26 protein-coding genes are annotated in these 20,478 nt (G+C 63.7%); all 26 read left to right on the top strand.

Features of this window, described 5'->3' with window-relative positions:
• Nucleotides 1–122 precede the first annotated feature (122 nt).
• The 26 genes from R2N11_RS21750 (at nt 123) to tatC (ending at nt 20,477) form a co-directional block, all read left to right on the top strand.
• A complete protein-coding gene (locus tag R2N11_RS21750) occupies nt 123–1,586 on the top strand; it encodes a glutamate synthase subunit beta (protein ID WP_316682356.1) in 1,464 nt (487 codons plus the stop codon).
• A gap of 177 nt (nt 1,587–1,763) precedes the next feature.
• Complete coding sequence (locus R2N11_RS21745) at nt 1,764–2,795, top strand: Bug family tripartite tricarboxylate transporter substrate binding protein (RefSeq protein WP_316682378.1); 1,032 nt, start codon at nt 1,764–1,766, stop codon at nt 2,793–2,795.
• A gap of 243 nt (nt 2,796–3,038) precedes the next feature.
• Nucleotides 3,039–3,872 carry an ABC transporter ATP-binding protein gene (locus tag R2N11_RS21740; RefSeq protein WP_199030431.1) on the top strand — a complete coding sequence of 278 codons (834 nt, stop codon included), beginning with the start codon at nt 3,039–3,041 and terminating at the stop codon, nt 3,870–3,872.
• Entirely contained in the window at nt 3,869–4,636 is a 768-nt protein-coding gene (mlaE, locus tag R2N11_RS21735; protein WP_316682355.1) for a lipid asymmetry maintenance ABC transporter permease subunit MlaE, read from the top strand. The genes R2N11_RS21740 and mlaE overlap by 4 nt, the downstream gene beginning before the upstream one ends.
• Before the next feature lie 28 nt (nt 4,637–4,664).
• Nucleotides 4,665–5,186: an outer membrane lipid asymmetry maintenance protein MlaD gene (gene mlaD / locus R2N11_RS21730; protein ID WP_199030429.1), complete on the top strand. Its 522-nt coding sequence runs from the start codon at nt 4,665–4,667 to the stop codon at nt 5,184–5,186.
• A 3-nt stretch (nt 5,187–5,189) separates the two neighbouring features.
• A complete protein-coding gene (locus R2N11_RS21725) occupies nt 5,190–6,005 on the top strand; it encodes an MlaA family lipoprotein (protein WP_316682354.1) in 816 nt (271 codons plus the stop codon).
• Nucleotides 6,006–6,158: 153 nt separating this feature from the next.
• A complete protein-coding gene (locus tag R2N11_RS21720) occupies nt 6,159–6,794 on the top strand; it encodes an MlaC/ttg2D family ABC transporter substrate-binding protein (protein ID WP_316682353.1) in 636 nt (211 codons plus the stop codon).
• Between the two features lie 65 nt (nt 6,795–6,859).
• Complete coding sequence (locus R2N11_RS21715; RefSeq protein WP_199030426.1) at nt 6,860–7,171, top strand: STAS domain-containing protein; 312 nt, start codon at nt 6,860–6,862, stop codon at nt 7,169–7,171.
• 241 nt (nt 7,172–7,412) lie between these two features.
• On the top strand, nt 7,413–8,369 hold the full coding sequence (locus R2N11_RS21710; RefSeq protein ID WP_199030425.1) for an ABC transporter ATP-binding protein: 957 nt from the start codon (nt 7,413–7,415) through the stop codon (nt 8,367–8,369).
• Nucleotides 8,366–9,154, top strand: coding sequence for an ABC transporter permease (locus R2N11_RS21705; protein WP_199030424.1), 789 nt, complete (start codon nt 8,366–8,368; stop codon nt 9,152–9,154). Before R2N11_RS21710 ends, R2N11_RS21705 begins: the two co-directional genes overlap by 4 nt.
• 58 nt (nt 9,155–9,212) lie before the next feature.
• Nucleotides 9,213–9,449, top strand: a complete 237-nt coding sequence (locus R2N11_RS21700; protein ID WP_199030423.1) for a BolA family protein — start codon at nt 9,213–9,215, stop codon at nt 9,447–9,449.
• 98 nt (nt 9,450–9,547) lie between these two features.
• Nucleotides 9,548–10,813 carry a UDP-N-acetylglucosamine 1-carboxyvinyltransferase gene (gene murA / locus R2N11_RS21695; protein ID WP_199030445.1) on the top strand — a complete coding sequence of 422 codons (1,266 nt, stop codon included), beginning with the start codon at nt 9,548–9,550 and terminating at the stop codon, nt 10,811–10,813.
• A gap of 19 nt (nt 10,814–10,832) precedes the next feature.
• Nucleotides 10,833–11,522, top strand: a complete 690-nt coding sequence (gene hisG / locus R2N11_RS21690) for an ATP phosphoribosyltransferase (RefSeq protein WP_199030422.1) — start codon at nt 10,833–10,835, stop codon at nt 11,520–11,522.
• Nucleotides 11,519–12,847 carry a histidinol dehydrogenase gene (gene hisD / locus R2N11_RS21685; RefSeq protein WP_199030421.1) on the top strand — a complete coding sequence of 443 codons (1,329 nt, stop codon included), beginning with the start codon at nt 11,519–11,521 and terminating at the stop codon, nt 12,845–12,847. The genes hisG and hisD overlap by 4 nt, the downstream gene beginning before the upstream one ends.
• Before the next feature lie 17 nt (nt 12,848–12,864).
• On the top strand, nt 12,865–13,989 hold the full coding sequence (hisC, locus tag R2N11_RS21680) for a histidinol-phosphate transaminase (protein ID WP_199030420.1): 1,125 nt from the start codon (nt 12,865–12,867) through the stop codon (nt 13,987–13,989).
• Nucleotides 13,986–14,588 (top strand): imidazoleglycerol-phosphate dehydratase HisB, encoded by a 603-nt coding sequence (gene hisB / locus R2N11_RS21675; protein ID WP_199030419.1) that lies wholly within the window; start codon nt 13,986–13,988, stop codon nt 14,586–14,588. Before hisC ends, hisB begins: the two co-directional genes overlap by 4 nt.
• A 56-nt stretch (nt 14,589–14,644) precedes the next feature.
• Nucleotides 14,645–15,268, top strand: a complete 624-nt coding sequence (locus R2N11_RS21670) for a MarC family protein (RefSeq protein ID WP_199030418.1) — start codon at nt 14,645–14,647, stop codon at nt 15,266–15,268.
• Nucleotides 15,265–15,918, top strand: coding sequence for an imidazole glycerol phosphate synthase subunit HisH (gene hisH / locus R2N11_RS21665; protein ID WP_199030417.1), 654 nt, complete (start codon nt 15,265–15,267; stop codon nt 15,916–15,918). Before R2N11_RS21670 ends, hisH begins: the two co-directional genes overlap by 4 nt.
• A gap of 66 nt (nt 15,919–15,984) precedes the next feature.
• Complete coding sequence (hisA, locus tag R2N11_RS21660; RefSeq protein WP_199030416.1) at nt 15,985–16,728, top strand: 1-(5-phosphoribosyl)-5-[(5-phosphoribosylamino)methylideneamino]imidazole-4-carboxamide isomerase; 744 nt, start codon at nt 15,985–15,987, stop codon at nt 16,726–16,728.
• Between the two features lie 50 nt (nt 16,729–16,778).
• Complete coding sequence (hisF, locus tag R2N11_RS21655; protein ID WP_199030415.1) at nt 16,779–17,549, top strand: imidazole glycerol phosphate synthase subunit HisF; 771 nt, start codon at nt 16,779–16,781, stop codon at nt 17,547–17,549.
• Nucleotides 17,550–17,551: 2 nt separating this feature from the next.
• Complete coding sequence (gene hisI / locus R2N11_RS21650) at nt 17,552–17,974, top strand: phosphoribosyl-AMP cyclohydrolase (protein ID WP_199030414.1); 423 nt, start codon at nt 17,552–17,554, stop codon at nt 17,972–17,974.
• Nucleotides 17,967–18,341 carry a phosphoribosyl-ATP diphosphatase gene (locus tag R2N11_RS21645; RefSeq protein ID WP_316682352.1) on the top strand — a complete coding sequence of 125 codons (375 nt, stop codon included), beginning with the start codon at nt 17,967–17,969 and terminating at the stop codon, nt 18,339–18,341. The genes hisI and R2N11_RS21645 overlap by 8 nt, the downstream gene beginning before the upstream one ends.
• A gap of 29 nt (nt 18,342–18,370) precedes the next feature.
• On the top strand, nt 18,371–18,745 hold the full coding sequence (locus tag R2N11_RS21640; RefSeq protein ID WP_316682351.1) for a DUF4870 family protein: 375 nt from the start codon (nt 18,371–18,373) through the stop codon (nt 18,743–18,745).
• 73 nt (nt 18,746–18,818) lie between these two features.
• Nucleotides 18,819–19,085 carry a Sec-independent protein translocase subunit TatA gene (tatA, locus tag R2N11_RS21635; RefSeq protein WP_316682350.1) on the top strand — a complete coding sequence of 89 codons (267 nt, stop codon included), beginning with the start codon at nt 18,819–18,821 and terminating at the stop codon, nt 19,083–19,085.
• Between the two features lie 20 nt (nt 19,086–19,105).
• A complete protein-coding gene (gene tatB, locus R2N11_RS21630; RefSeq protein WP_048935334.1) occupies nt 19,106–19,624 on the top strand; it encodes a Sec-independent protein translocase protein TatB in 519 nt (172 codons plus the stop codon).
• Nucleotides 19,625–19,676: 52 nt separating this feature from the next.
• Nucleotides 19,677–20,477 carry a twin-arginine translocase subunit TatC gene (gene tatC / locus R2N11_RS21625; protein ID WP_316682349.1) on the top strand — a complete coding sequence of 267 codons (801 nt, stop codon included), beginning with the start codon at nt 19,677–19,679 and terminating at the stop codon, nt 20,475–20,477.
• The last annotated feature ends 1 nt before the right edge of the window (nt 20,478 follow it).

Below are 20,478 nucleotides of genomic sequence, written 5' to 3'. Positions count from 1 at the left end.
CGGGTGGTTGATCCCACAAGATCCATCACCCGCCGCCACTGAATAAACGCAACCTCACAAGACAGGCCCGAGCGCCCGGCAAGCGATGCTGTGCCGGAAGGAATCGGGTCAGGAAGGACATCATGGGCAAGGCGACCGGTTTTCTCGAATTTCCCCGCCAGAACGAGGCATACGAAGCGCCCGAAGCGCGCGTGAAGCATTACAAGGAGTTCGTGTTCGCGCTGGCGGACAACGAAGCCAAGATCCAGGGTGCGCGCTGCATGGACTGCGGCATTCCGTTCTGCAACAACGGCTGCCCGGTCAACAACATCATCCCGGACTTCAACGACTTGGTGTACCGCCAGGACTGGAAGACCGCGATCGAAGTGCTGCACTCGACCAACAACTTCCCCGAGTTCACGGGCCGCATCTGCCCGGCACCGTGCGAAGCGGCGTGCACGCTGGGCATCAATGAACTGCCGGTCGGTATCAAGTCGATCGAGCACGCCATCATCGACAAGGCCTGGGAAGAGGGCTGGGTTGCGCCGCAAGTGCCCAAGCACAAGACCGGCAAGACCGTGGCTGTGGTCGGCTCGGGCCCCGCTGGCATGGCCGCTGCGCAGCAACTGGCGCGCGCGGGCCACGACGTGACGCTGTTCGAGAAGAACGACCGCATCGGCGGCCTGCTGCGTTACGGCATCCCCGACTTCAAGCTGGAAAAGGCGCAGATCGACCGCCGCATGCAGCAGATGGAAGCCGAAGGCGTGACGTTCCGCACGGGCGTGATGGTGGGCAACGCAACGATGCCCGCAGGCATCGTCAACGACGCACGCGAAACCATCGCTGCCGACGACATCCTCAAGCAATTCGACGCCGTCGTGCTGACCGGTGGCTCGGAAGTGCCGCGCGATCTGCCGGTGCCGGGCCGTGATCTGGACGGCGTGCACTACGCGCTCGAATTCCTGATCCCGCAGAACAAGGAAGTGGCTGGCAACGCGCCGAACCCGATCCGCGCGGACGGCAAGCACGTTATCGTGATCGGTGGTGGCGACACGGGTTCCGACTGCGTGGGCACGTCCAACCGCCATGGTGCTGCATCGGTCACGCAGTTCGAACTGCTGCCGCGCCCGCCGGAAGAGGAAAACAAGCCGCTGGTGTGGCCGTACTGGCCGATCAAGCTGCGCACGTCGTCGTCGCACGACGAAGGTTGCGAGCGCGACTGGTCGGTGGCCACCAAGGAGCTCATCGGCGAGAACGGCCGTGTGACGGGTCTGAAGGCTGTGCGCTTGGAGTGGAAGGACGGCAAGATGAGCGAGGTCGAAGGCAGTGAGTTCACGCTCAAAGCCGACCTCGTGCTGCTGGCGATGGGCTTTACCAATCCGGTCGGCGGCGTGCTGGATGCCTTTGGCGTGACCAAGGATGCGCGCAACAACGCGCGTGCCTCCACCGAAGGCGACAACGCCTACGCCACCAATGTGCCGAAGGTGTTTGCCGCCGGTGACGTGCGCCGTGGCCAGTCGCTGGTCGTGTGGGCCATCCGCGAAGGCCGTCAGGCTGCGCGCTCGGTGGACGCGTTTCTCATGGGCCATACGGAACTGCCGCGCTGACCACGCGGTTGACCGTTTGATCCAGGGCCCGCTTCTGCGGGCCTTTTTCTTTGCGGCGCGTGAGTTGCGTTGTGACAGGGTCGTTATGCCTCATGGTTTACATCGACATGGTTTACATGAGTGCAGCACGGCGGGGCGGATTTCTAGAATGAAATGCCCCCCGACCTTCACGCCACGATGCGAGCCTGCGACAGCAATTTGTGCGCAGATGTGCCCGATTCGCCCGACCTGCGGCGCCGCAAGACTATTGTCTGGCTGGGCGCGCTGCCGGTAGCCGTGACTCTGCCGGCGCGCGCCGAACTGCTGGGCTACCCGTCGCATCCGCTGCGATTGGTTGTGCCGGCTGCCGAGGGCAGCGTATTCGACGCGGTCGCGCGATCGCTCGCCATGCAATTGCAGCAGCAGATCGGCCGTCTGGCCGATGTGGACGACCGCCCGGCAGCCAATGGCATGGCCGCCGGTGATCTGGTTGCGCGTGCGCCGTCCGACGGCCACACACTGCTGCTTCAGCAAACGACGTTCGTTGTGCAGCCCGCGCTGGAGCCGGCGCCGTACGATCCGCTGCGTGACTTCCAGCCGGTGGCCATGGTGGCGACGCTTCCGTTGTTCCTGGCAGTCGATGCGCGATTGTCGATCACCTCCGTCGGCGAGTTGATCGCCCGGGCGCGTGGGGAATCTGTTTCCGTCAATTGCGGCTCAGACATCCTCGGCACCTGGTCCCACCTCGTCGCCGAGCAGTTTGTGCGCGACTACGCATTTCACGCACCGCACGTGGCCGTCCGCGGCGAGGCCGGACTCGTGCAGCAAGTGCTGGCCGGGCGGATGGCGGCGTGTTTCGCCGGCTATCCGAGCCTGTCGACAGGGGTGTCCAGTGGCCAGTTGCGGCTGCTGGGCGTGACGGGGTCGGCGCGTTCGTCGTTCTCGCCCACCACGCCCACCTTGCGCGAGGCGGGCCTCGCCGGGTTTGACTACAGCGCTTGGGTTGGGGCGTTCATGCCGGCACGTACACCCAAGCCGCTGTCGATGCGCGCAGCAACTGAATTCCGCCGCGCGCTCGATTCAAGGGATGTTCTCGCCACATTGCGCGCTGGGGGCTTCGAGCCAGAATGGAACGCGCCCGATGCCCTCGCCCAGGCGGCGCGCCGTGACGCTAACCACTGGCAGGCGCTGATCCGTCAGGTAGATCTGCGCGTCGATACCGGCGAATGAGTTTTTGGTCGCCTCGCTTTGTGCACCACTTTCAGCGGGCAGCAAGACCATAGATCAGCAACGCGGCGCTCAAGCCACACTAACTGTAGGTAAGCGTGGAGTGACTGACGGGCTCCACGGGTTTCCACCTATAATGGCGGGCCGTATCGAGCCGGTACGGCTAGCGAACATAACAAGATGCGGTCCGCCTTAAGCGTCACCTAGGGCCGCCAACCTGCCGAGCCCTCAGCACCGAACTCCACCGTGTCCACCCAGCCCACCAACGCCGTCGTCGAGCTTGATCAGGTTGATTTTGCCTACCAGCCAGGCGCACGGCGCATCCTGTCCGGTCTGTGCATGCGTGTACCCAAGGGCAGCGTTGTGGCCGTCATGGGTGGTTCGGGCTGCGGCAAGACAACGATCCTGCGCTTGATCGGCGGGCAGGTTGGGGCGGCAGCCGGCACCGTGCGCGTGCACGGTCAGGACATCGGCGCCATGGACAAGCCGGCGCTGTACGCGGCGCGTCGTCAGATGGGCATGCTGTTTCAGTTCGGCGCGCTGTTTACGGATATGTCCGTGTTCGACAATGTGGCATTTCCATTGCGCGAACATACCGAGCTGCCCGAGCCCCTCATCCGCGATCTGGTGCTGATGAAGCTCAACGCCGTCGGCTTGCGCGGTGCGCGTGACCTCATGCCCTCGCAGATTTCCGGCGGCATGGCGCGGCGCGTGGCGCTGGCGCGTGCGATTGCGCTGGACCCGTCGCTCATCCTCTACGACGAGCCGTTCGCCGGGCTGGACCCGATCTCGCTGGGCCTCACCGCCTCGCTCATCCGCAAGCTGAACGACGCGCTGGGCGCGACCAGCATCATCGTCTCGCACGATGTGCAGGAGACGTTCCATATTGCCGACTACGTGTACTTCATCGCCAATGGTGGCATTGCCGCCGAGGGCACGCCGGCCGAGTTGACCGCCTCGACTGATCCGTTCGTGCGCCAGTTCGTGCATGGCGAGGCGGATGGCCCCGTGCCGTTCCACTATCCGGGCGTGCCGCTGGCCGAAGACTTTGGCCTGGGCAAGAACGGAGGCGGACAATGATTTCCAGCATCGGCTTCCTCGTTCGCGGACTGATCAGCCGCCTGGGGTATGCGACACGCACGCTGTTCGCGCTGTTCGCCGCCTCGGGCGACGTGCTGCGCCGCCCACGCCTGGTGATCGAGCAACTGCGTTTCATCGGCAACGACTCGTTCATCATCATTGCGGTGTCGGGGTTGTTTGTCGGCTTCGTGCTTGGCTTGCAGGGCTACTACACGCTCAATCGCTATGGCTCCGAGCAGGCGTTGGGCCTGCTGGTGGCGCTGTCGCTGGTGCGTGAGCTGGGCCCGGTGGTGACGGCGTTGCTGTTTGCCGGCCGCGCCGGTACGTCGCTCACCGCTGAAATCGGCCTGATGAAAGCCGGCGAGCAGTTGATCGCCATGGAGATGATGGCCGTCGACCCGCTGGCCCGTGTGCTGGCGCCGCGCTTCTGGGCGGGTTTCATCGCCATGCCGCTGCTGGCGGCGATCTTCAGCGCGGTCGGTATTCTGGGCGGATACTTTGTCGGTGTGGGCCTGATCGGCGTGGACCCCGGGGCGTTCTGGTCGCAGATGCAGGCCGGTGTAGACGTAATGGATGACGTCGTCAACGGCGTCATCAAGAGTGTGATGTTCGGCGTGGCCGTGACTTTTATCGCGCTCTATCAGGGCTACGAGGCCAAGGCGACGCCTGAAGGCGTGTCGCGTGCAACGACCCGCACCGTGGTGATCGCATCGCTGGCCGTGTTGGCGCTGGACTTTGTGCTGACGGCGCTGATGTTCAGCTGATCCGTCAGACATTCAACGAGAAAGAATCATGCGTAAGAGCCTCCTCGATTTCTGGGTCGGACTGTTCGTGCTGGTGGGCATCGTGGCGCTGCTGTTCCTGGCGCTCAAGGCCGGCAATATGAGCGCGTTCTCCTTTTCCAAGACCTACCAGGTGAAAGCCGCCTTCGACAATATCGGTGGCCTGAAGGTACGTGCGCCGGTCAAGAGCGCGGGCGTGGTGGTCGGCCGTGTGTCGCAGATCCTGTTCGACGATAAGACCTACCAGGCCACCGTCGTGCTCGACATGGACCAGCGCTACCAGTTTCCGAAGGACAGCTCGGCCAAGATCCTGACCTCGGGCCTGCTGGGCGAGCAGTACATCGGCATCGAGCCGGGTGGAGACGAGGCCATGCTGGCCAGCGGCAGCAAGATCACGATGACGCAGTCGGCGGTGGTGCTGGAGAACCTGATCAGCCAGTTCCTGTACAGCAAGGCCGCAGATGCCGGTGCTGGTAGCAACGGCAGCAACGCCGGCGGAGCCAAGCCGGCCGAGGGGAGTGGGAGCAAATAAATCATGAAAACAACAACGTCCATCCACACATTGCGTAGTTTCACACTGGCGTTGGCGGCGGGTGTTTCGCTGCTGGCAGGCTGCGCCACGGGCCCGAATGCCAATCCGGCCGATCCGATCGAGCCATTCAACCGCGAGGTCTTCCGTATCAACGAAGATCTCGACAAGGGTGTGCTCAGGCCCGTTGCGCAAACCTATGTCGATGTCGTGCCGTCGCCGGCGCGCACGGCGGTGTCGAACTTCTTCTCCAACGCGGGTGACGTCTATTCGGCCGTCAACAACCTGCTGCAGCTCAAAGGCACCGCCGCGCTGGAAGACACCATGCGCGTGGCGATCAACACCGTGCTGGGCCTGGGCGGTCTGATCGATATCGCGTCGGATGCCGGTCTGCCCAAGCACAAGGAAGACTTTGGCCAGACGCTGGGTGTCTGGGGCGTGCCGGCCGGCCCGTATGTGGTGTGGCCGCTGCTGGGCCCGAGCACCGTGCGTGACACGGCAGGCTTCCTGGTCGACTGGCAGTTGGACCCGTTGACGTACTGGCACAACAGCACAATCACGTATTCGCTGGCTGCGCTGCGGGTGGTTGATGTGCGCGCCAGCCTGCTCGGCATCAGCAACGTGCTGGAAGAGGGCGCTGTCGATAAGTACACCTTCATGCGCGATGCCTATCTGCAGCGCCGCCGCTACCTGATTTACGACGGCAATCTGCCGGAAGATCGGGACAACAAGAAATCGTCGGACAAGTCGTCCGATTCCGGCGATGCAACCGTGTCGCCGTATCAGCGCTTTACACCTAACTGGCCGGTGTTCCGCCGCTGATTCGCCACACGTAACAGCGTCGCCTCAAAGGTGACAAGGCGTAAAACTGACCGGCCCGGGCGAACTCGCCAGCGGTCGGTCTGTTCTAATCGCCAACAAGATTGCGGCCAGCGTGCCGCAAGCGACCCAAAAATCACGCTAGAAGGACGCGCTATGTTGAAGAAACTCCTCCGCTCCCTGTTCACTGGTCTGGCGCTGACCGCTGCCGTGGCTGCTGCTCCCGTCTACGCACAAGAGGCTGACGCACAAACCACCGTCAAGACCGCTGTGGACGACGTGCTGACCACCATCAAGGGCGACCCGGACCTGCGCGGCGGCAACATGGCCAAGGTCTTCCAACTGGTCGACCAGAAGATCGTGCCGCGCGCTGACTTCAAGCGCACCACGCAAATCGCCATGGGCCGCTTCTGGAACCAGGCGTCGCCCGAGCAGCAGCAACAGATTCAGGACGGTTTCAAGACGCTGCTGATCCGCACCTACGCTGGCGCGCTGTCGAACGTGAAGAACCAGACCGTCACGTATAAGCCGTTCCGCGCTGACCCGGCCGACACTGACGTGGTGGTGCGCTCGACCGTCAACAACAACGGCGAGCCGGTGGCGCTGGACTACCGCATGGAGAAGACCGCCAACGGCTGGAAGGTCTACGACATCAACATCAGCGGTCTGTGGCTGTCGGAAACCTACAAGAACCAGTTTGCCGACGTCATCAGCAAGAAGGGTGGCGTGGCTGGCCTGGTGCAATTCCTGGACGATCGCAACGCTCAGCTCGCCAAGGGGCCGGCAAAGTAAGCGGGCTTCCTGTAATATCCACACAGCGGTCAACTTTGGCCGCTGTTTCTTTTTCTGACTCGATCATGTTGACCTTGTCCGGCCCGCTGACTCAGCTTGAAGCGCCGCGCGTTCTGCGCGAGGGCGAGGCGCAGCTTGGCCAGACGCGCGAAGCGGGCACTGCCACGCTGCGCGTCGATTGCAGCGGGTTGTCGCAGGTCGATTCTTCCGCGCTGGCGGTGCTGCTGTCGTGGCAGCGCACGGCGCAGTCCGCCGGTATCGCACTCGATATCGCAGGCGCCCCTGAGGCGCTATCCAATCTCGCCATGCTTTACGGCGTCGAGTCTCTGCTGGCCGTTGTGCCGGCGTCCGCTGAACACCACCACGCGCGACATTGAGGCGGCGTCCGGTGCGGGGCAGCATCTTCCCCAACATCGCGATGCCGCGCCCCGGCCAGGGCGCCGCGCGTGCTTCTGGCAACTCTGGTGCCGTGCTGTAAGTCGCGCCGCCGTCTGTTGGTGCAGTTCCCCTATAATTCTGGGTTTGTCGCTCTGCCGCCGCCATGCGCGGCGTTCGCGGCCGCTACGATCATGTGAATCGGCGGTCACGAGATGCGCAGGGTAGTTCACTTTGTCGGCCATGAAAGCCATCGAAATCGCTGACGTCCGCAAGCGCTACAAGTCGTTGCAAGCGCTCAAGGGCGTGAGCCTGTCTGTCGAGCAGGGCGAATTTTTCGGCCTGCTGGGTCCCAACGGCGCGGGCAAGACCACGCTGATCTCCATCCTCGCGGGCCTGAATCGTGCCGATTCCGGCAGCGTGCGCGTGCTCGGTCACGATGTCGTGTCCGATTACCGCACGGCGCGCCGCAAGCTCGGTGTGGTGCCGCAGGAACTGGTATTCGATCCGTTCTTCACGGTACGCGAAACGCTGCGTCTGCAGTCGGGCTACTTCGGCCTGACCAATAATGACGATTGGATCGACGAGGTCATGGCCAACCTGGACCTGACCAACAAGGCCGATGCCAACATGCGTGCGCTATCGGGCGGCATGAAGCGCCGCGTGCTGGTGGCGCAGGCATTGGTACACCGCCCGCCGGTGATCGTGCTGGACGAGCCGACCGCCGGTGTGGACGTCGAACTGCGCCAGACGCTATGGAAGTTCATCTCGCGTCTGAACCGCGAGGGCCACACCGTCGTGCTGACCACGCACTACCTGGAAGAGGCTGAATCCCTGTGCGACCGCATCGCCATGCTCAAGTTTGGTGAGGTGGTGGCGCTGGACCGCACGGCCAACCTGCTGTCGCAGTTTGCTGGGCTGCAACTGGTGCTGAGCTTCTCGAACGGCACGTTGCCGGCGTCGCTTGAAGGCCTGCGCCAGCCGGGCAACCACGGTGAGCGCAGTGTGCGCCTGCGTCTGTCGGGTTACGGCGAGGTCGAGCAGATTCTCTCCACCTGCCGCCAAGCCGGCTGCGAGATCGACGACATGGAAGTCGCCAAGGCCGATCTGGAAGACGTGTTCGTGCAGATCATGCGCCGCGAAGGTGGAATCCCCGCCGTGCCACAAACACCCGAGACCGCACTGGAGCCCGCAGCATGAGCGCCATTCCTGAAAGCCTGCCGGGCCGCTGGGTCGGTTTCCGCACGCTGCTGTACAAGGAGGTGCTGCGCTTCTGGAAGGTGAGCTTTCAGACCGTGGCCGCGCCGGTGCTGACGGCGCTGCTGTACCTGCTGATCTTCGGCCATGTGCTGGAAGACCGCGTGAAGGTGTTCGATCAACTGAGCTACACCGCTTTCCTGGTGCCTGGCCTGGTGATGATGAGTGTGCTGCAGAACGCGTTTGCGAACAGCTCGTCGTCGCTCATCCAGTCGAAGATCACCGGCAATCTGGTGTTCATCATGCTGCCGCCGCTGTCGCACTGGGAGATGTTCGGCGCCTATGTGTGCGCCTCCGTCATCCGCGGTCTGGCCGTGGGGTCGGGCGTGCTGGTGGTGACGACCCTATTCGCGCATCTGCACTTCGCGCAGCCGCTGTGGATCATCGTGTTTGCCGTGCTGGGGGCCGCCGTGCTCGGCACGCTAGGGTTGATCGCCGGTATCTGGGCCGAGAAGTTCGACCAGCTCGCGGCCTTCCAGAATTTCTTGATCGTGCCGGCCACCTTCCTGGCGGGCGTGTTCTATTCGATCCATTCACTGCCGCCGTTTTGGCAGGCGGTGTCCCACGCCAACCCGTTCTTCTACATGATCGACGGCTTCCGCTACGGCTTCTTCGGCGTGTCCGATGTGCCGGTGGCGACGAGCCTCGGCGTGATGCTGATCGCGCTGGTCGTGGTGGGGGGGATTGCCCTGCAGATGCTGCGCACGGGCTACAAGCTGCGCCATTGATGCGTCTATAAAATCAACACGACGCACCACCCTAACGTTTTGCAGGAGAGGGAAGGCCATGTTGCCCACACCCGAACAAGTCAAGCAGTACATCGAAACCGGCCTGCCGTGCGAACACCTCGAAGTCGAGGGCGACGGCCAGCATTTCTTCGCCACCATCGTCAGCGCGCAGTTTGAAGGCAAGCGGTTGATCCAGCGTCACCAGCTCGTCTATGCCGCATTGGGTGATCGCATGCGCGCGGAGATTCACGCGCTGTCCATGAAGACGCTCACCCCGGCGGAGTGGCAGTCCTGATGGCCGAGCTTGATCCCACCCCGGTAGCCACTGAAACCGATTCCGACCTTGCGCTCGCTGAGCGCCCCCTGCGAACTGACCGACGTGACGTCTCGCTCATGGACAAACTGCTGATTGAAGGCAATGGCCCGCTGTCGGGCGAAATCCGCGTGTCTGGCGCCAAGAACGCCGCGCTGCCCATCATGTGCGCCGCGTTGCTGACGCCCGAGGCGCTGGCGCTGAACAACGTGCCCAACCTGCAAGACGTGCGCACGATGCTCAAGCTGCTGCGCCAGATGGGGGTGGAAGGCGCGCTGGATGGCCACAACCTCACACTCGATGCCGCGAACATCCATTCGCCGGAAGCGCCGTACGACTTGGTGAAGACCATGCGCGCGTCGATCCTGGTGCTGGGTCCGCTGCTGGCGCGCTTCGGTCACGCACGCGTGTCGCTGCCGGGTGGCTGTGGCATTGGTGCACGCCCGGTCGACCAGCACATCAAGGGCCTGCAGCAGATGGGTGCCGAGATCGTCATCGAACACGGCTACATCGAAGCCAAGCTCGCCAATGGCGCCAAACGCCTGAGCGGCGCGCGCATCGTCACCGATATGGTGACGGTGACCGGCACCGAAAACCTGCTGATGGCCGCCGCGCTGGCTGATGGTGAGACCGTGCTCGAAAACGCCGCACGCGAGCCCGAGGTGACCGACCTCGCGAACCTGCTCGTCAAGATGGGCGCGCGCATCGAAGGCATCGGTACCGACCGCCTAGTGATCCAGGGCGTCGAATCGCTCAAGGGCGCCGAGCACACGGTGATTGCCGATCGCATTGAAGCCGGTACTTTCCTGTGCGCCGTGGCTGCGGCTGGCGGTGACGTGACGCTGCGCGGTGTGCCGCCGGGCATCCTCGATGCGGTGCTCGACAAGCTGCGCGAAGCCGGCGTGACGCTCACCACCGGCGACGACTGGATCCGCGTGCAGATGACCGGCCGCCCGAAGGCGGTCAGCTTCCGCACCTCGGAATATCCGGCGTTCCCGACCGACATGCAGGCGCAGTTCATGACGCTCAATGCCATTGCGGAAGGCGCTGCGACGGTGACGGAGACAATCTTCGAGAACCGCTTCATGCACGTGCAGGAACTCAACCGACTGGGCGCCAATATCGTCATCGACGGCAAGACGGCGATGGTGACGGGCGTCGAGCAATTGTCGGGCGCGACCGTGATGGCGACTGACCTGCGCGCTTCGGCCAGCCTGGTCATTGCCGGCCTGATCGCGCAGGGCGAAACGCTGGTTGACCGCATCTATCACCTCGACCGCGGCTACGACCGCATCGAAGACAAGCTCTCCGCCGTGGGCGCAAAAATCCGCCGCATCTCGGCATAAGGCACAGACAAGGTCCGCCATGAACGCATTCCAGTCCGCCTCCAACCAGCTCACGCTGGCGCTCTCCAAGGGCCGCATCTTTGAAGAGACGCTGCCGCTGCTCAAGGCTGCCGGCATCGAGGTGACCGAAGATCCGGAAACCTCGCGCAAGCTGATTTTGCCGACGTCGGACCCGGCGCTGCGCGTGATCATCGTGCGTGCCTCCGACGTGCCGACGTATGTGCAGTACGGCGCGGCGGACTTTGGCGTGGCTGGCCGCGACGTGCTGATGGAGCACGGCATGGCGGGCCTGTATGCGCCCATCGACCTGAACATTGCCCGCTGCCGCATGTCGGTGGCGGTGCCCAAGGGCTTCGACTACGCCAACGCGGTGCGCCAGGGCGCGCGCCTGTCGGTGGCGACGAAGTATCTGAACACCGCGCGTGAACACTTCGCCAAGAAGGGCGTGCACGTCGACCTGATCAAGTTGTACGGTTCGATGGAACTGGGCCCGCTGGTGGGCCTGGCCGATGCCATCGTCGACCTGGTCAGCACCGGCGGCACGCTGCGCGCGAACAACCTCGTCGAGGTGGAAGAGATCGTGCAGATCTCGTCCCGACTGGTCGTCAACCAGGCTGCGCTGAAGCTCAAGCGCGAGCGGTTGGCGCCAATCCTCGACGCTTTCGAGCGCGCTTCCGCCCAGGATGCGCGCGTCGGAGAACCCGCATGAGCCTGACCATCCGTAAGCTGGATTCGGCCGAAGCCGGATTCGCGGCGCAACTGCGCCAGGTGCTCGCCTTCGAGGCGAGCGAAGACGAAGCGATCGACCGCGCTGCCGCGCAGATCCTGGCCGACGTGAAAGCCCGCGGCGATGCTGCCGTGCTAGAAGCCACACAGCGCTTCGACCGCATTGAAGCCGACAGCGTGGCCGCGCTGGAACTGTCGCCCACCACGCTGCAAGCTGCGCTGGATGGCCTGGAGCCCAAACGTCGCGCCGCGCTGGAAGCCGCTGCCGCCCGTGTGCGTGCCTATCACGAGAAGCAGAAGCTGGAATGCGGCACGCATAGCTGGGAATACGCCGAAGCCGACGGCACGGTGCTGGGCCAGAAGGTCACGCCGCTCGATCGCGTGGGCATCTACGTGCCGGGCGGCAAGGCGGCGTACCCGTCGTCGGTGCTGATGAACGCGATTCCGGCACGCGTGGCCGGCGTCAAAGAGATCATCATGGTGGTGCCCACGCCGGGCGGCGTGCGCAATGAGCTGGTGCTGGCTGCGGCATGCATCGCCGGCGTGGACCGCGTGTTCACCATCGGTGGCGCGCAGGCTGTCGGCGCGCTGGCATACGGCACCGATACCGTTCCCGCCGTCGACAAGATCGTCGGCCCGGGCAACGCCTATGTGGCCGCCGCCAAGCGCCGCGTGTTCGGCACGGTTGGCATTGACATGATTGCCGGGCCGTCCGAGATTCTCGTGATTTGCGACGGCACGACCGACCCGGATTGGGTGGCGATGGACCTGTTCTCGCAAGCCGAGCACGATGAGCTGGCCCAGTCGATCCTGCTGTGCCCGAACGCCGAATTCATCGCGCAGGTCGAAGCGAGCATCAACCGCCAGCTCGAAGACATGCCGCGCCGGAGCGTGATTGCCGAATCGCTGTCGGGCCGTGGCGCGCTGGTCAAGGTGCGCGACATGGAAGAGGCGTGCGATATTGCCAACGATATCGCGCCCGAGCACCTGGAGATTTCCGCCGAGAACCCGCGACAGTGGGCCGAACGCATCCGCCACGCGGGCGCGATCTTCCTCGGCAAGTACACCAGTGAATCGCTGGGCGACTATTGCGCGGGTCCGAACCACGTGCTGCCGACCTCGCGCACGGCGCGTTTCTCGTCGCCGCTGGGCGTGTATGACTTCATCAAGCGTTCAAGCCTGATCGAGGTGAGCGAAGCCGGCGCGCAGATGCTGGGCGAGATTGCCGCGGAGCTGGCCTACGGCGAAGGCCTGCAGGCCCACGCCCGCAGCGCCGAGTACCGCCTGCAACGCACTGCCTCCGAATAACACTCGCCACACGCACGATGACTGCCACCGCCCCGGCCCAAGCCTCTTTGGATGATCTGCTCGCCCGCATCGTGCGCGACGACGTGCGCGCCATGGGCGCGTACCACGTACCCGATGCGACTGGCATGATCAAGCTGGACGCGATGGAGAACCCGTACCACCTGCCGGCGATGCTGCGCGAGGCGCTGGGCAAGCGTCTGGCCGAGGTGGCGCTCAACCGCTACCCTGTGCCGACCGCAGACGCGCTCAAGGCGCAGCTCAAGCGCGTGATGCACGTGCCGGCCGGTGCCGAGGTGCTGCTGGGCAATGGCTCGGACGAGATCATCAGCATGATCGCCATTGCCGCGGCCAAACCGGGCGCGACCGTGCTGGCGCCGCTGCCGGGCTTCGTGATGTATGCGATGTCGGCGCAGTTGCTGGGCCTGAACTTTGTAGGCGTGCCGCTCAAGGCGGACCTGACGCTGGACCGCGAAGCGATGCTGGCCGCCATGGCCGAGCACCAGCCCGCCGTCATCTACCTGGCGTATCCGAACAACCCGACCGGCAACCTGTTCGACGCCGCTGACATGGATGCCATCATCCATGCTGCCCGCGGTCCGGTTTGCCAGAGCCTGGTGGTGGTCGACGAGGCCTATCAGCCGTTCGCGCAGCACAGCTGGATGCCGCGTCTGCCGGACTTCGACCACCTGCTGGTCATGCGCACCGTTTCCAAGCTGGGCTTGGCGGGTATCCGCCTGGGTTACGTGGCTGGTCACCCCAAGTGGATCGCTGAGCTGGACAAGGTGCGCCCGCCGTATAACGTGAATGTGCTGACCGAAGCCACCGCGGCTTTCGTCCTTGACCACGCCGATGTGCTCGATGCCCAGGCAGCGACCCTGCGTGCTGAACGCACCAAACTGACCGCGGCGCTGTCTGCCCAGCCGAGCGTGACGGTGTTCCCGAGCGCAGCCAACTTCCTGCTGCTGCGCGTACCCGATGCGGCCGGATTGTTCGAGAAGCTGCTCAAACGGCGGGTTCTGGTCAAAAACGTCAGTAAAATGCACCCATTGCTGGCCAACTGTCTGCGCGTGACGGTCAGCAATCCCGAAGAAAACGCGCAATTTCTCGATGCCTTTGCCGCATCGCTGCAGGAAGCCCCATGAGCCGCCCCACCAGTCGTCGCGTTGAGGTCACTCGCAACACCTCTGAAACGCAGATCCGCGTCGCCCTTGATTTGGACGGCACGGGCAAGCAGACGCTGAACACCGGCGTCCCCTTCCTCGACCACATGCTCGACCAGATCGCCCGTCACGGCATGGTCGACCTGGACGTCTCGGCCACCGGCGACACCCATATCGACGATCATCACACCGTGGAAGACGTCGGCATCACGCTGGGCCAAGCCGTTGCCAAGGCCATTGGCGACAAGAAGGGCATCGTGCGCTACGGCCACAGCTACGTGCCGCTGGATGAAGCCCTGTCGCGCGTGGTGATCGACTTCTCCGGCCGTCCGGGGCTGGAATTCCACGTGCCGTTCACGCGTGCGCGCGTGGGCAATTTTGACGTGGACCTGTCTATCGAATTCTTCCGCGGGTTCGTCAATCATGCCGGCGTGACACTGCATATCGACAACCTGCGCGGCGTCAACGCGCATCACCAGATCGAGACCGTGTTCAAGGCCTTTGGCCGTGCACTGCGCATGGCGGTTGAGCTGGATCCGCGCGCCGCCGGCACGATTCCGTCGACCAAGGGCACGCTCTGATCCATCGCATCGGCCTGGCCGAGCGTTCCTGACACCACGACCCGGCCGCCGATCCCATGGATCTGACCAAGAGCTTTTTCTCGCTGCTCGCGCTGATCAACCCGATCGGGGCGATCCCGTTCTTCATCAGCCTGACCGAGAGCCAGACGGATGCGGAAAAGCGTCGCACCATTAAAGTCGCGTCGATTTCGGTGGCGATCGTGATTGGCCTGTCCGCGTTGTTGGGCGAGCAGATCATCGGCTTTTTCGGGTTTTCGGTCGGTTCGTTGCAGGTGGGCGGCGGGATCATCATGATCATGATCGCGCTGAACATGCTGAACGCGCAGACCAGCCGCACCAAGGCCACGCCCGAAGAAGAGGACGAGGCCGGCGCCAAAGCCAGCATTGCCGTCGTGCCGCTGGCGATTCCGCTGCTCACGGGCCCGGGCTCGATCAGCACGGTGATCGTCTATGCCGGCAAGACCCAGCATTGGTGGCAACTGCTGCTTCTGGCGGGTGTAGGGGTGGCGATCGCGGCTGTGGTATGGGTTGTGCTGCGTGCCGCCGAGCCGATCGCGCGTGTTATCGGCCGCACCGGCATCAACGTCGGTACGCGGTTGATGGGGTTGATCTTGGCGGCGCTGGCCGTGGAATTCATTGTCGACGGGCTGAAAACCCTGTTGCCTGTACTCAAATCATGACTACGATTGCAATTGTCGATTACGGCATGGGCAACCTGCGCTCGGTAGCGCAGGCCCTGCGTACGGTGGCTCCGGAAGCCGATGTGCGCATCAGTGCGCAAGCTGACGAGATTCGCGCGGCTGACCGCGTAGTGTTGCCGGGGCAGGGCGCCATGCCGGATTGCATGGCCGCCTTCGACCAATCGGGCTTGCGCGAAGCTGTGCTCGAAGCGTCCCGTACCAAGCCGATGCTCGGCGTGTGCGTGGGCGAACAGATGCTGCTTGAGCGCAGCACCGAGGCGCGCCCGGGCCAGAAATATACCCAAGGGCTGGGCTTGATTGGCGGCGAGGTGGTTCGCTTCGATCTAGACGGCCAGTTGCAACCGGACGGTTCGCGGTACAAAGTGCCTCAGATGGGCTGGAACCGCGTACGTCAGAGCCGCCCCCACGCCCTGTGGGCGGGCGTGCCGGACGACAGCTACTTTTATTTCGTGCACAGCTACTATGCGCGGCCGGCCAATGCCGAAGAATCGGTCGGCGAGACCGAATACGGTGTGCGGTTTACCTGCGCCATCGCCCGGGATAATATTTTTGCCACACAGTTTCACCCGGAAAAAAGTGCGCAAGCCGGCCTCCAGATCTACCGCAATTTTGTGCACTGGAATCCGTGACGCCAGCGGCTGCGTCGCAACCGAACCCCCGTTTAAACCTACCCCCTCAACTTTGTCGTTACGACTATGCTGCTCATCCCGGCCATCGACCTGAAGGACGGTCAGTGTGTGCGCCTCAAACAAGGCGATATGGACCAAGCCACCGTGTTCTCGGAAGACCCCGCTGCCATGGCGCGGCATTGGGTCGAGCAGGGCGCCCGCCGCTTGCACCTCGTCGACCTGAATGGCGCGTTCGCGGGCAAGCCGCGCAACGAGGCGGCCGTCAAGGCCATCCTCGCCGAGGTGGGCGATGAGATTCCCGTGCAACTCGGCGGCGGCATCCGCGATCTGGGCACCATCGAGCGTTGGCTTGACGACGGCTTGTCGTACGTCATCATCGGTACGGCGGCGGTCAAGGACCCGGGCTTTCTGCGGGACGCATGCACGGCATTCGGCGGCCACATCATCGTCGGGCTCGATGCCAAGGACGGCAAGGTGGCGACGGACGGCTGGAGCAAGCTCTCGGGCCACGAAGTCGTGGACCTCGCCAAGAAGTACGAAGACTACGGCGTCGAAGGCATCATCTACACCGACATCGGCCGCGACGGCATGCTGCAGGGCATCAACATCGATGCCACCGTCAAGTTGGCACAGTCGGTGAAGATTCCGGTGATCGCCAGCGGTGGCCTGTCCAACCTGAAGGACATCGACCACCTGTGCGCGGTCGAAAAGGATGGCGTGGAAGGCGTGATTTGTGGCCGAGCCATCTATTCGGGCGACCTGAATTTCAAGGAAGCGCAAGCCCTCGCGGACAAACTCGGCGCTGCATGATTCTGACTCAATCAGCGGCGCTCAACGGGCACTGAGGTGCCCGACTCATCATGCTAGCCAAACGAATCATCCCCTGCCTGGACGTGACCAACGGTCGGGTGGTCAAGGGCGTTAACTTCGTCGAACTGCGCGACGCGGGCGACCCCGTTGAAATCGCACGCCGCTACGACGAGCAGGGCGCTGACGAAATCACCTTCCTCGACATCACGGCCACGTCCGACGGGCGTGATCTGATGCTGAACATCATCGAGGCGGTGGCCTCGCAGGTGTTTATTCCGCTGACGGTGGGCGGTGGCGTGCGCGCATTGGAAGACGTGCGCCGGCTGCTCAACGCGGGCGCGGACAAGATCAGCATGAACTCGTCCGCCGTTTCGAATCCGCAGCTCGTGTCGGATGCCAGCGCCCGCCATGGTGCGCAGTGCATCGTCGTGGCGATCGACGCCAAGAAGGTCTCCGCTGAAGGCGAGGCGCCGCGCTGGGAAGTCTTCACGCACGGCGGCCGTAAGGGCACGGGCTTGGACGCCGTTGCCTGGGCGCGCGAGATGGCGCAGCGCGGCGCTGGCGAGATCCTCCTCACCAGCATGGATCGCGACGGCACCAAGGCTGGCTTTGATCTCGAACTTACGCGCGCCGTGTCTGACGCGGTGCCGGTGCCGGTCATCGCCTCGGGCGGCGTCGGCAATCTGCAGCATTTGGCTGATGGCATCAAGCTCGGCCATGCCGATGCGGTGCTGGCCGCCAGCATCTTCCACTACGGCGAATACACCGTCGGCCAGGCCAAGCGGTTCATGGCCGAGAACGGCATTCCGGTACGGATCTGATCATGACCAAGAAGTGGCTTAACAAGGTCCGCTGGGACGACAACGGTTTGGTGCCGGTGATCGTGCAGGAGCAGGGCAGCAACGATGTGCTGATGTTCGCCTTCATGAACCGTGAAGCGCTGCAGAAGACCGTGGAAACCGGCGAAGCCGTGTTTTGGTCGCGCTCGCGCAAGCGCCTGTGGCACAAGGGCGAGGAGTCCGGCCACATCCAGCAGGTACACGAGATCCGCCTGGACTGCGACGAAGACGTGGTTTTGCTCCGTGTCACACAGATCGGCGGCATCGCCTGCCATACTGGTCGCCACGCGTGCTTCTTCCAGAAGTTCGAAGGCAGCGCGGAAGATGGTGACTGGCTCACGGTTGAACCCGTGCTCAAAGACCCCGACGACATCTATGCCGGCAAGCCCGGCCACAACCATGAGTGACACCCTGCGCCGCTTGGGGCGTGTGCTCGAATCCCGCAAGCTGGCCAACGGCGGCGACCCGGAGAAGAGCTACATCGCCCGCCTGTTCAACAAGGGTGATGACGCCATCCTCAAGAAGATCGGCGAAGAGGCCACCGAGACGGTCATGGCCGCCAAGGACGCCCGCGCCGCCGGCATGACCGACGAGGCGCGCAGCAAAGTCGTCTACGAAGTGGCCGATCTGTGGTTCCACACCATGGTGCTGCTGTCGCACTTCGATCTGACACCGGACGACGTCGTCAACGAACTGGCGCGCCGCGAAGGACTCTCAGGGTTGGAAGAGAAGGCGTTGCGCAAGTCGCAGGCGCGCGACGCCGCGGGTGACTGATCGGTGACGAATCGTCGCAGGGAGGCAGCGTGGATCACTACGGATCGGCAGTGGCGGTGACGGACGATGCAGAACGCTTGGCCGGGCTGCGGCGGCTGACGCATATCCTGTATGCGCTCTACGCCATTTTTTGGCTGACCGGCGGCATCACTGCATTGATTGCCATCATCGTCGGGTATGTTAAGCGCGACGATGTGCGCGGCACGCTGTACGAGTCGCACTTTCGTTGGCAGATCCGTTCGTTCTGGTGGTGCGTACTGTGGTGTGCGATCGGCGTGATGCTCATTCCGCTGGCTTTTATCGGCTTTGCGGTGCTGTGGGTTCTGGGCATCTGGATGCTGTATCGTATTGTGAAGGGCTGGCTGTACCTCAACGACAGCAAGCCGATGTACGCCAATCAGTAAAATCAACCAATGGCGCCGCCACCGTTGCGGCGTGACGGCACCAATCGCAGCCGTATTTACGTGGGAGTAGGACATGGGTTCCTTTAGCATTTGGCACTGGCTGATCGTGCTGGTGATCATCATGATGGTGTTCGGCACGAAGAAGCTGCGCAACATCGGTTCGGACCTGGGCAGCGCCGTGAAGGGCTTCAAGGACGGTATGCGCGAAGGCCAGGAAGACAAGCCGGCCCCTGGGGCACAAGGGCAGCAACCGCAGCAGACCGCAGCACAGCCGCCGCGCGAGCTGCACGACTCGACGACGATCGACGTCGAGGCGCGCGAAAAGACCAAGCAAGGCTGAGCCCTGTCGCACGCTGACCGATGATCGATCTCGGCATCTCCAAGCTGGCGCTGATTGGCATGGTGGCGCTTGTCGTCATCGGGCCGGAGCGCCTGCCCAAAGTGGCGCGCACGGCCGGCGCTTTGCTTGGCCGCGCGCAGCGTTACATCGCCGATGTGAAGGCCGAGGTGAGCCGCGAGATCGAGCTTGAAGAGCTGCGCAAGATGCGCACCGACTTCGAGCAGGCCGCGCGCAACGTCGAGCAGACCATCCATCAGGAGGTCAGCAAGCACACGTCGGAAATCAACGAACGCCTGAACGAGGCGCTCGGCGATCCGGCATTGCGTGAGACCTCCACTTCCGCCCCCGACTGGCGCCCAGCGCCGGGCAAGTCGCGCAACGGCCGCAACAGCTGGCGTAACAAGCAGCTGTCGATGCCCAAGTGGTATCGCCAGAAGCAGGGCGTGCGCATGTGGGCGCAATCGGGCGCCGCGCGCGTCAAGCGCCATCGTCCGCCCATCGTTGCTGCGCAGTCGCGTGGGCGTTCCTTCTTCGAATGATTTTCCGAGCACCCACCGCCGGGTGCTCTGACCGCATCCCCCTCCAGCCGACATGAGTGCCGCTCCGCTCGATCCGCAATCGCCCGAGGACGGCGCGCAGGAAACCTTCATCTCGCACCTGGTCGAACTGCGCGAGCGCATCGTCAAGGCCGGTGCGGGCGTGCTGCTGATCTTCCTGGGCCTGGTCTACTGGGCGCCGGACATCTTCAACCTGTTCTCGCGGCCGCTCATTCAGGCGCTGCCCAAGAACGGCCACATGATCGTGACGGATGTCACCGGCTCGTTCTTCGTGCCGATGAAAGTGACGCTGCTGGCGGCGTTCCTGATCGCGTTGCCGTGGGTGCTGTACCAAATCTGGCGCTTTGTGGCGCCAGGGCTGTACTCGCACGAGAAGCGCATGATCATGCCGCTGGTGGTCAGCACCTATATCCTGTTCCTCTGCGGCGTGGCGTTTGCGTATTTCCTCGTCTTCCCGACCGTGTTCAAGGTGATGGCGCACTACAACGCACCGCTGGGCGCGGAGATGTCCACCGACATCGACAAGTACCTCAGCTTTGCCATGACCACGTTCCTCGCTTTCGGCATCACCTTCGAGGTGCCGGTGGTGGTGATGGTGCTGGTGCGCTTTGGCATTGTCAGTCTGGAAAAGCTGCGCCAAGCACGTCCGTATGTGGTGGTGGGCGCGTTCGTGATTGCGGCGGTTGTCACGCCACCCGATGTGATGTCGCAACTGCTGCTGGCGGTGCCGCTGTGGTTGCTGTATGAGCTGGGGCTGATCCTGGCGGCCATCTTCCTGCGCAAGACCGTAGCACCCGATGCTGACCCCGAACATCTTCCGGTGGTGAAGGATTGAT

It is taken from the genome of Ralstonia flaminis, from assembly GCF_958415495.1.
GTDB lineage: Bacteria > Pseudomonadota > Gammaproteobacteria > Burkholderiales > Burkholderiaceae > Ralstonia > Ralstonia flaminis.
This window is presented reverse-complemented; position numbering and strand designations above follow the sequence as displayed.